This window comes from Streptomyces sp. NPDC050388, from assembly GCF_040655635.1.
GTDB lineage: Bacteria > Actinomycetota > Actinomycetes > Streptomycetales > Streptomycetaceae > Streptomyces.
In genome coordinates, this window is sequence record NZ_JBFAKH010000159.1 from 1 (window position 1) to 8,654 (window position 8,654).

At 67.5% G+C, this 8,654-nt stretch carries 8 protein-coding genes; 2 read left to right on the forward strand and 6 right to left on the reverse strand.

Annotated features, from left to right (window positions below):
* Nucleotides 1-168, forward strand: a 168-nt coding sequence (locus AB0I73_RS39060) for a helicase associated domain-containing protein (RefSeq protein WP_363045159.1), incomplete at its 5' end; no start/stop codon positions are given.
* Nucleotides 169-219: 51 nt separating this feature from the next.
* Here the strand turns inward: AB0I73_RS39060 and AB0I73_RS39065 are convergent.
* The 6 genes from AB0I73_RS39065 to AB0I73_RS39090 all read right to left on the reverse strand — a co-directional run bounded on the left by AB0I73_RS39065 (nucleotide 220) and on the right by AB0I73_RS39090 (nucleotide 8,072).
* Nucleotides 220-798, reverse strand: coding sequence for a DUF6262 family protein (locus AB0I73_RS39065; RefSeq protein WP_363045152.1), 579 nt, complete (start codon nucleotides 796-798; stop codon nucleotides 220-222).
* Nucleotides 795-3,404 carry a site-specific integrase gene (locus tag AB0I73_RS39070; RefSeq protein WP_363045153.1) on the reverse strand — a complete coding sequence of 870 codons (2,610 nt, stop codon included), beginning with the start codon at nucleotides 3,402-3,404 and terminating at the stop codon, nucleotides 795-797. Before AB0I73_RS39070 ends, AB0I73_RS39065 begins: the two co-directional genes overlap by 4 nt.
* Nucleotides 3,386-4,561, reverse strand: coding sequence for a tyrosine-type recombinase/integrase (locus AB0I73_RS39075; protein ID WP_363045154.1), 1,176 nt, complete (start codon nucleotides 4,559-4,561; stop codon nucleotides 3,386-3,388). The genes AB0I73_RS39070 and AB0I73_RS39075 overlap by 19 nt, the downstream gene beginning before the upstream one ends.
* A gap of 186 nt (nucleotides 4,562-4,747) precedes the next feature.
* A complete protein-coding gene (locus AB0I73_RS39080; protein ID WP_363045155.1) occupies nucleotides 4,748-5,422 on the reverse strand; it encodes a DUF6308 family protein in 675 nt (224 codons plus the stop codon).
* Between the two features lie 344 nt (nucleotides 5,423-5,766).
* Nucleotides 5,767-7,263, reverse strand: a complete 1,497-nt coding sequence (locus tag AB0I73_RS39085) for an SsgA family sporulation/cell division regulator (protein WP_363045156.1) — start codon at nucleotides 7,261-7,263, stop codon at nucleotides 5,767-5,769.
* Nucleotides 7,264-7,283: 20 nt separating this feature from the next.
* On the reverse strand, nucleotides 7,284-8,072 hold the full coding sequence (locus AB0I73_RS39090) for a hypothetical protein (RefSeq protein ID WP_363045157.1): 789 nt from the start codon (nucleotides 8,070-8,072) through the stop codon (nucleotides 7,284-7,286).
* 279 nt (nucleotides 8,073-8,351) lie between these two features.
* Here AB0I73_RS39090 and AB0I73_RS39095 point away from each other — a divergent pair, with 279 nt between their 5' ends.
* Entirely contained in the window at nucleotides 8,352-8,552 is a 201-nt protein-coding gene (locus AB0I73_RS39095) for a hypothetical protein (RefSeq protein WP_363045158.1), read from the forward strand.
* The last annotated feature ends 102 nt before the right edge of the window (nucleotides 8,553-8,654 follow it).

Consider the following 8,654-nt stretch of genomic DNA (forward strand, 5'->3'; position numbering starts at 1 on the left):
CACCGGCCGGTACCAAGAGGGCACAGCGAACAGATCACGCTCGACGGCGAGACGGAGCCGGCGACCGTGAAACTGGGCGTATGGGTCTCCAACACGAAATCGAGGCGCGACAAGCTCTCGGACGCGCAGCGGGCCGCCCTCGCCGAACTCGGCGTCGAATGGGCTTAATCGTGGACGAGGAAGCGTGCCGTCCTCATCTGGCGATGCACCGAGGCGGGGTCACGGTGGCGGAGGTGAGGCGGTGAGATACGGCGCGAGTTGGGCTTCAAGATCTGCGACACGTTTGTCCAGGAAGCGATTGTTCTGGCGGGCGCTGGCCAGACGCTCTTGGAGGCGCTGGTTGTCCTCGGTGAGCTGTCGTACGTGCTGCTTCAGGCTGGTGTTCTCGGTGACGATCCGCTGAAGGGAGCCTTCGGGGAGATCGTGTTCGAGGTCGCGGATCTTGCCGAGGAGTTCTGCGATACGGGTGCGCTGAGTGAGTATTTCGCGCTGGGCCTGGGCGAGTGCCTCTTCGGCGTTGAGGGCGCGCTCCCTCCAGGCGGGCTGTGCGCGGCTGCCGTTGTTGGAGCTTCCGGGATGGGGTCTGCTTGTGCGGGTGGCCTGCTCGACAAGGGCTCTGGCCTGCTGGTTTTGGTAGAGGAAGGTGCGTGAGACGCGGGCGGTACGGGCAAGGGCTGCGACGGTGACGGGCGTGTGGTCGCGTGCCGCGGCCGCCAGGGCGGTCTGGAGGCGTTCGAGCATCTCCTGGGTGGCTTGGCGACGGGCTCGGACGGCCGCGTCAGTGCGGGACGTGTTCATGGCTGCCCTGTGGTGTCGTCGGGGGCCGGCAGTGCGGCAAGGTCTCGGGCGCGGAAGGCGGTGCTCCAGGTGCGGTGGAAGTAGTCCTGGGGGCGTCGCAGGTCGAGGGTGAGGGCTTCGTCGAGGACGCCGAGGGCGGCCAGGGCCTGCTCGAGCCCTTTGATGGCCTTGGCGGTGGGTTCGAAGACGGTGTGGAGGTAGTCGGCGGTGGCGTCGTCGGGGGCGTTCTCGGCGATGGAGCGCCACTGTTCGGCTTTGCGCCGCCAGTAGAGGAGATCGGCGCCGGAGAGGACGAAGTTGTCGCAGTTCTCGCAGTCGAGTTTCCAGGGGCAGGCTCCGCCGTCGACGACGGGTTGGTAGGTGCAGAATCCCCCGTCGGCGGGGGTGCTGCGGCGGGAGAGGTCCAGGGCTAGGGCGCGGGCTGTCTCGCGGTCCATGGGGGTGGTGTCGCCGGAGAGGAGTTCGCCTGGGTTGGGGGCGCCGGGCCCGGCCACCCAGACGGTGTTCAGGACGTCTTCGAGGTCGCTGTGGGTGATCTTCACGTAGTGCTCGGCCATGCGTTCGGAGAGCTGGCCGAGGTAGCGGCGGATGTGGGTGAGTGTGGCGCCGGCGCGCAGCAGGTTGGTGGCCAGGGTGTGGCGGGCCTGGTGGGCGACGTAGGCGCCGCCGAGGTCGAGACCGGCGATCCAGGTCTTGAAGCGCTGGTTGAAGTGTCCGTAGGAGATCGGCTGTCGGCCGTTGGGGTTGCGGATGCGGGAGGGGAACAGGGCCAGGTCAGGGCGTTCGGCGGTCGTTGGAATGCGGCCGTAGCGCTTTTCGAAGAGCTGGAGTGTCTTGGTGCGGCGGGCATCGAGGCGGTGGTAGATGGGCTCGGGGATGCGGATGCCCTCGTTGTAGTTGCCGACCTTGGTCTGGTCGTGCCACAGCATGGCCAGGCCGCGGTAGCGGCCGATGCAGTCCAGTCGCAGTCCGACGACCTCGCTGCAGCGGCGCCCGGTGGCGACGATGGTCTCCCAGATGTCCCGCAGGCCCCGGTCGTTGAGGTCGAGTTCCTCCAGGCGGCGCAGGTTGGTCTCGTCGGTCAGCGCGCGGGCGACGTCGTCGCTGAAGGGGTTGCGGGAGCGCTGCTTGAGGCCGGTGCCGCCGAAGGGGATGGCGGTCAGGAAGCCGGTGTCGATGCCGAGGCGTTCGGCGTGGCCGGCGGTGATAGCGCTGTAGAGCAGCTTGCGGGCTTGGTTGAAGACGAATTGGCAGCTCAGGTCGGTGACGGTGGGGGATCGTCCGTCGACCAGGACCATGCCCAGGGACGGCAGGCTATGGCGGGCGCGGTGGCGCTGGTCGGCGACGAACCGCTCGGCGTGCTCACGGCGCAGCACGGTGGGGTCGTGGCCGGCGTCGGGGGCATCGGCTTGGAGGAAGACGCCCAGTTCGACGGCGGCGCGGCGCATCTGGTCGAAGGGGCCTCGGGTGCGGGGGCACTGCGGGGAGCGGAGCCACTCGGCGAGATGGTCCCAGAGCAGGTCGCGCAGCCACCGCTGGGGAATGGTGGTGATGTCGAAGTGGCTCTGGGCGTTCTTGAAGCGTCGGCCGAAGTGATCGGTCTCCAGGAAGCCGGCGTCCTTGGTGTCTGAGGGGCTGTAGTAGACGCAGCACAGACCGTTGATGATCTCCCGGATGATCTTGCGGACCTCGGAATCCATTTGCTGGCGCGTCAGGTCTTTGAAGTCGGCGTCGTGCAGGTCCATCAGGGACGTGATGCTGCCTCGCCAGCAGTATCTGACGAGGTTCCTGATGCCGTTGGTGGTCCACTCGGAGTGCTGTGCAGACTGGGCATGGGCGTGCAGGCCCCATTGGATCTCGGCTCGCAGCAGCGCGGGCAGGCAGTGCAGGTTGACCAGTCCTGGCTGCGTGACCGGCTCCGTAGTGGCACACCAGGTATGGAATGCCTCCTCGTCGCCGTAGGTCACCGGGAGCGGCTGGCCGTCCTTGAGGGGGCCGCGTGAGTTCTGCGACCGGGCTGCTCCAGGGCGGTTGTCGATCTTGTACCGGTTCAGATGCTGGAGGCACAGCCCCAGCGAGGTGCAGGCCAGGAACGGGCACCGTGCCCGGCACAGGCCGTAGCCGGGCAGCGGGTGCTGGGTGCGGGCCCAGTGCTCGAACCGGTCTCGGTCCATGTCGGCTGCCTCGCCGTACTGCCACCTGGTCTGGTGCTGCTGACACAGCCGGGTGGTGGGGCTGATGGCCGGGCGGTCGGGACAGATAAGGCACCGGCCGTAGTCCACTCCGCGCGCGGCGGGCAGAGCGGTGGCCGCGTCCATGAAGGCGCGCTTGGACTGTCCCGTCCGCTCGGCCTGCTCCCACTCCAGGTTGTGCGTGTTGCACAGGTTGTGGCTGACCCGGCGGATGCGCTTGCAGCCGTCAACGGCGCACTGCCAGGCGTAGACCGGGTGCTGAGGCGGGATGAAGATCAGCGCGTCGCGGAAGAGCGGGTCGAATGCGGGAGCAGTGATGAGGGCGGTGAGCAGTTCGAGCCGGTCGCGGCCGATGCGGGTGGTGTCAGTGCGGCCGGGCAGCAGCGTCAGCGGGATCACGGCCGTGTCCCCCACACCTGCTCCAGCGCCGCGGTGAAGACCGGGTCGTGGACGTCGACGTGGCCGTAGACCTGCTCGACGGTCGCGGCCGAGGCCCAGCCGCCGGCCTCCCGCGCGATCACCGCGTTGCCCCGTGCGGCGTCCAGCACCGCGGTGGCGAAGCTGTGCCGGAAGGCGTGCGGGACCACCCGGCCGATCTCCACACGGGCTGCGGCCCGGCGCAGCATGCCCCGGGCCGCAGCCGTGGTCCACGGTTGGCCCCGGGAGGGGCCGTGCAGGCTGACCAGGAGCATGCCGTGAACGCTCTGGGCGGGGTACTGAGTGGTGATGTACTCGAAGTAGGTGTGGATCATCGCCGGGCTCGCCCGGCGCACCGTCCCGCCGCACACGGCGTTGTCCTGCCAGGCCCAGGGCGTCTTGGTCTTGACCCGGGCCCGGTTGGCGTTGTCCTCGCGGTGGCAGATGTGCACGTGCGGCCCCCGGCATTGACCGCACGCGGCCTGCTCGCGCAGGTGCAGGTCGACCAGGCGCAGCCCGCACAGCTCACCGATCCGGAAACCGCCGTCGGCCAGCCAGGTGACCACCATCCGGTCCCGCGCGCACGACACCGCCCCCAGCAACACCTCCCGGGCGCCCTCGGGGAGCATCTTCGGATGCCGACGCACCCGCTGGGCCGGAGCCAGAGGGTTCGCGGGCATGCTGTGCAGGACGTGCCCGAGCATCGCCCGCCGCCGATCCGCCCGCGTGGGAAGCCGTGTTACGCGCAGCGCCTCGGCCAGTGACGGGTTCACGCCGTGGGTGCCCAGGTGGAGGTAGAAGCCCTTCAGGCAGGCCGCCGCGGTCTTCAACGCGCTGTGCCCGTAGGGGCGTTTCCCCTCCCGCCAGGGCAGTCCGAACGGCCCCGGATAGTCCGCCCCGAGGGCCGCCATGTAGTGCCGCAGATCCTGAAGTGACACCGACCCTGTGTCCAGGCCCGCGAACCGCAGCCACCGCAGATGATCCACCAGCACATACGCGTACGTGCGGTCCGTACCCGCCGCGCAGGTACGCAGGAATCCGTCCGCCTCCGCCACCACCGTGCAGTCCGTGTCCACGACCGTGTAGCAGACCCGCCCGCCGGCACGGACGATCTCCTGCACCCGCAACTGGCCCACCACCAGCCGACCACCCACCCCGCACCCCCTCCGGACCGGGAACCGCCCCGCCGACGGCACTCCGGACCCCGAGTCCACACCCCTCCCCCACACCCTCGGACCACTCCACGCGAACGTCCCACACACCCGGGCGACGGTTGGTAAAGTCCGTCACCCTCACACACCAGAACGCCCCCTCGGGTCGCGCGTTGGCGGTAGGCATCCTCAGGGGCAGGCATGGCCAACGGCCCGGTGGTTCATCCACACCGCCACATCGCACACCCGCAGCGCACTCACCGTCTCGGGTAGCCCCGCGGCCTGCCTCAGCTCGAGCAACTGGCGGTGCAGGGCGCAGTCGTCCTCGCGCAGCACGGCATGCAGCGCAAGCCAGAACGAGGGGCGCGGGCGGCCCAGAGCGCAGCGCACCACCTTGTCGTAGACCGGCAGCAGCCGCGGACGCTTCCTGGCCAGGAGCTTCCCCGCGATCACCCACCCGACATCGGGCTGATCTTCGAGCAGTTGCCAGGCCCGGGCCGCTGGCGACCCCAGAGCCAGATCGGATACCTCGGCCTCGACCATGTCTATGTCCCTGGGAATGGCGTGCAGCAGACCGGACAGCCCCGCGCCAAGTGGACCCTCCAAGATGTCCAGCGCGACAGACGCCGGAACGGTCACCGACAAGGTCTGCACCGCGACCAGGTCCTCCGCCGTGATCCGGTCAGCGACTTCCAACCGGTCTCCCCCACCCGCCAGATGCTCGAACCGGCTCCCCGTGTACGCGGCCACGCCGGGCGGCAGACCGATCCCGAAGTAACGTCGCAGATCCATGACGGCCTGAGAATCGGCGATGAAGGCACGTAGCCGTTCCGCGAACGACTGCGGGAAAACAGTCAAGGACACCGGTGCTCCGTTCTGAGAGAGCTGGGCAGCCGGGCAACTGCACGCCGTCCATGGCTATCGGGGCTTTCGAGGGCACCGGTTCTTTGAACGCGGCACTGTCAGACGGTTCCCACCAGAGGTAGGGCAGGAGGCCACCAGCGGTGCGCCGGGCGCGCAGCGGCCAGCGGCATACCGCAAGGACATGAACAGCACAGACGCGTCCAGTACCCAAGCACCGTCCGGAGGCAATTCAGCTCACACCGGCGGCTTGGCACCATCTTCGCTGGCTGGGCTCCGTAAGTCGACTTACGGAGCCCAGCCAGCTCAGGCGAGATGCGCTGTTGGTCGGCGGCTCGGGGAAGCTCCTAGTCGCGCCCACCCGGCCGCGCGAGTTCTCCTATTGTCCTCTCCAGGGAGTTCAGAGCTGGTGCCAGATACAAGTGCTCAGTGCCGTATGCAACCAAGCCGCCTGCCGCTTCGGTAAACGCTCTTAGATCAGCATCCGCAGCTGATAGAAGTGCGGTTCCCTCCGGCGAGGTGAGCCGGATATAAATGCGCCGTTCACTTCCTGTCCCAGTATCAGGCCACACGATGACGTCACCGAGTCCGCTGCTGCGTTCCAAACCACTTCTCAGCAGGTCGCGAGCGAAGGTCCATACCGTCTCGTCTCTGGTGTCTGCCCCGAAGCGCACTTCAACGGCGTAGGGATCGGACACGCGGTACGTCAGCCGGGTATGCAAGCTTGACGTCAACGCCAATGACTCACGTTCATCGCTGTGAAAGGACATAGGTAGCTCAGAATGCACTTCGCGTACGCCATGTGCAGTCGTCCTCCATAGCCTTGCTCTGCCGGGCAGCGCCCGTTGCCTCAGGTCCCGTCCTGCTCTGTCGCTTCTGTCGACCGGACGACGATGCCTCGGCGTACAAGCTGCCTTCGGCAGTAGCAGTCCACTACTGACGGCCGTATACGCGAAGTCCGCGAAGCGCGTAATGTGCAGTGCGGCAGGCCGCATAGCGCAGACGAGAAGTTCTGTGTGCGCAGCGTAGGACGTTGTCTCGATCAGATGTGCCGACAGCTGAACTAGCTGCTGCAAGTCTTGCAGCTGCGGCTTATGTTGCCCCGATCCCGCCCAATCCAGAGCGTAAGGCTTGAGCGCTGTGCACGTGCTGGTGTGGGGTGAAAATAGAGGCAATGCCTGCTCGTGCCCATGCATGGCGAAAGCAGTCGTCTCCAGATACTCGAGTTTCAGGTACTCGAAAGTGAAGCGGCGCATAGGTACTGGTCGCCCGAACAGCAGCAAGCCATTGGGCATGGCCAGCCAGGTGTTGCCGAGCACGTTGAGGCGTGACGGTCCTCCCCGATCGCCCCCCGCGTATGGCGGGGACAGCAGCAACCACGGAACGGCGCGGATATCCCGTAGCCACGGCTCGCTCCACAGCCGTTGTGCATGCGGCACTCGCCGGTGGTCCCGACCGATACCGAAGCTGTTTTTGTGGAGCCAGGCGAACAGAGCAGTGGAGATCACACTCTTGCCGGCGCCAGTTGCCGTATAGAGGAAGATCCGGGATTCCTGGCGCAGGGGCAGGCCAGGGACGGTGCATTCGTACTGAGGTGCCTGTGCGCCGCCGGGGGCTTCGGGGCAGTTATCAGGGAGCAGTTCGTTGACTGGCTGCGGGACGGATGTGTCGTCGGGCTGCACTGTGTCGCCGAGGAGCCTCTGCTGGTCGCGGGCGGCCTGTGCCATGCGGATGCGAGCGGTGGAGGGAATTACGCCGGTCTCTGCCACAACGTGGGGGGCTCCCAGGCTGGAAGCATCGAGCAGGGCGTCGAATTCGTCGTCCGTCACAGCGAGGTGGTCCATGGGTTCGTCCTTCCGGACGGTCATCGTGCTCCCCCTTCCCCAAGGTCCGACTTGGCGGCCAGGTCGATGAGGATGCGGGCGCGGAGCCGGCCGATGCGGCCTTCCAGTGCTTTCTCCGTCAATCCAACCTCAACGGCGGCCTGCTGCTGGGTGTAGCCCAGCGCACGCAAGGCAAGTCCTCTGCGGACCTTGGTATCAGTGATGCACGGGAGGATGCACTTGATTTCTTCGTGAGTGGCTGCGGCGTAGAAAGGGTCGGTAGCGCGCTGGTCGGGGATCTCCCGGTCAGCGGACGCGCCGTCGTGGTCGGCGACAGGCCGGTCCAGCTCAGCCTGCCCCATCTGCACTCCGCGGAACCAGCGGTCATAGACGCGGTGGAAAGAACGAATGCAAGCACCGACGAAGTAGGTAGTCAGGCTAGCGCCGCCGTCCGGGGTCCACTTGCCGCGGATGAGGCCGTGCTCGAGGAAGAGGTCCAGGCCGGCGATGACGGTGTCGGTGGTCACCTCGGCGCGGTCGTCAGCGTTCCAGCCGGGCGCGGTCATGTGGAGGGAGACGGGGCGGCCGACCCGGCGGGCCTGGACGAAGATCTCGCCAGTGCCGGTCCACTTATTGATGGTGAGCCACCCGTACTCCATCAGCCGGGTGGTGGTCTTCTCGTAGCGGGGGCCCTGGAAGTTGTCAGCGCGCAGGAGGTCAACGATGCGGGCATCGACGGCACGGCTTCCCAGGCGGCGGGCTTCGTCCTGCGCCGCACCGGCGAGCGTGTGCTCCAGGCTCAACAGGCCTGCAGGGCTGAGCTCCTCCAACTCTTGGTCCTCCTGCAGGAGGCCCTGGGGGGTACCCCCCTGGCACGTCTCATCCGGCACACTCGCTCCTTTGCGTCCTGCCGCCCCCGTGGGCCCCGTTTTCCGCCTGTCGCAGGGTCATAGGCGCCGGTCGTCACTTTCCCCTCGCCAAACTCACAAAAAATTCTGTGACTCACATCACGTACAGCGAGGCGAGGGGAAGAGCGTCGCCGGAGGCTACAGCATCCACGACCAGACACCCCACCGGGGTGAAATCCCCCCGCACATAACGGAGTTCACATGACCCAGAACACCCAGCCGAGCGGTGGCCAGCCGCTGCTCGGGGTACGCAGCGCCATCGTGCTGCTGCTTGGCGTCCTCACCGCGGTCGGCGCCGGCGTCCTGACCTATCTCGCCCAGCGCTCGCTGCCTGCCGCCGGACTCGCCGCCGGAGCCGGGTTCGGCGCGGGCGTGCTGTTCTTCCACACCATCATCGGCTAACCCGACCGCCCTGTTCGGGGGGCCTTGGGGGCGGCAGCCGTCTGCACGGCTGCCGCCCCCAAGGCCATCCGCCGTCCAGGATCAGGTGGTGGGAGGTCCACA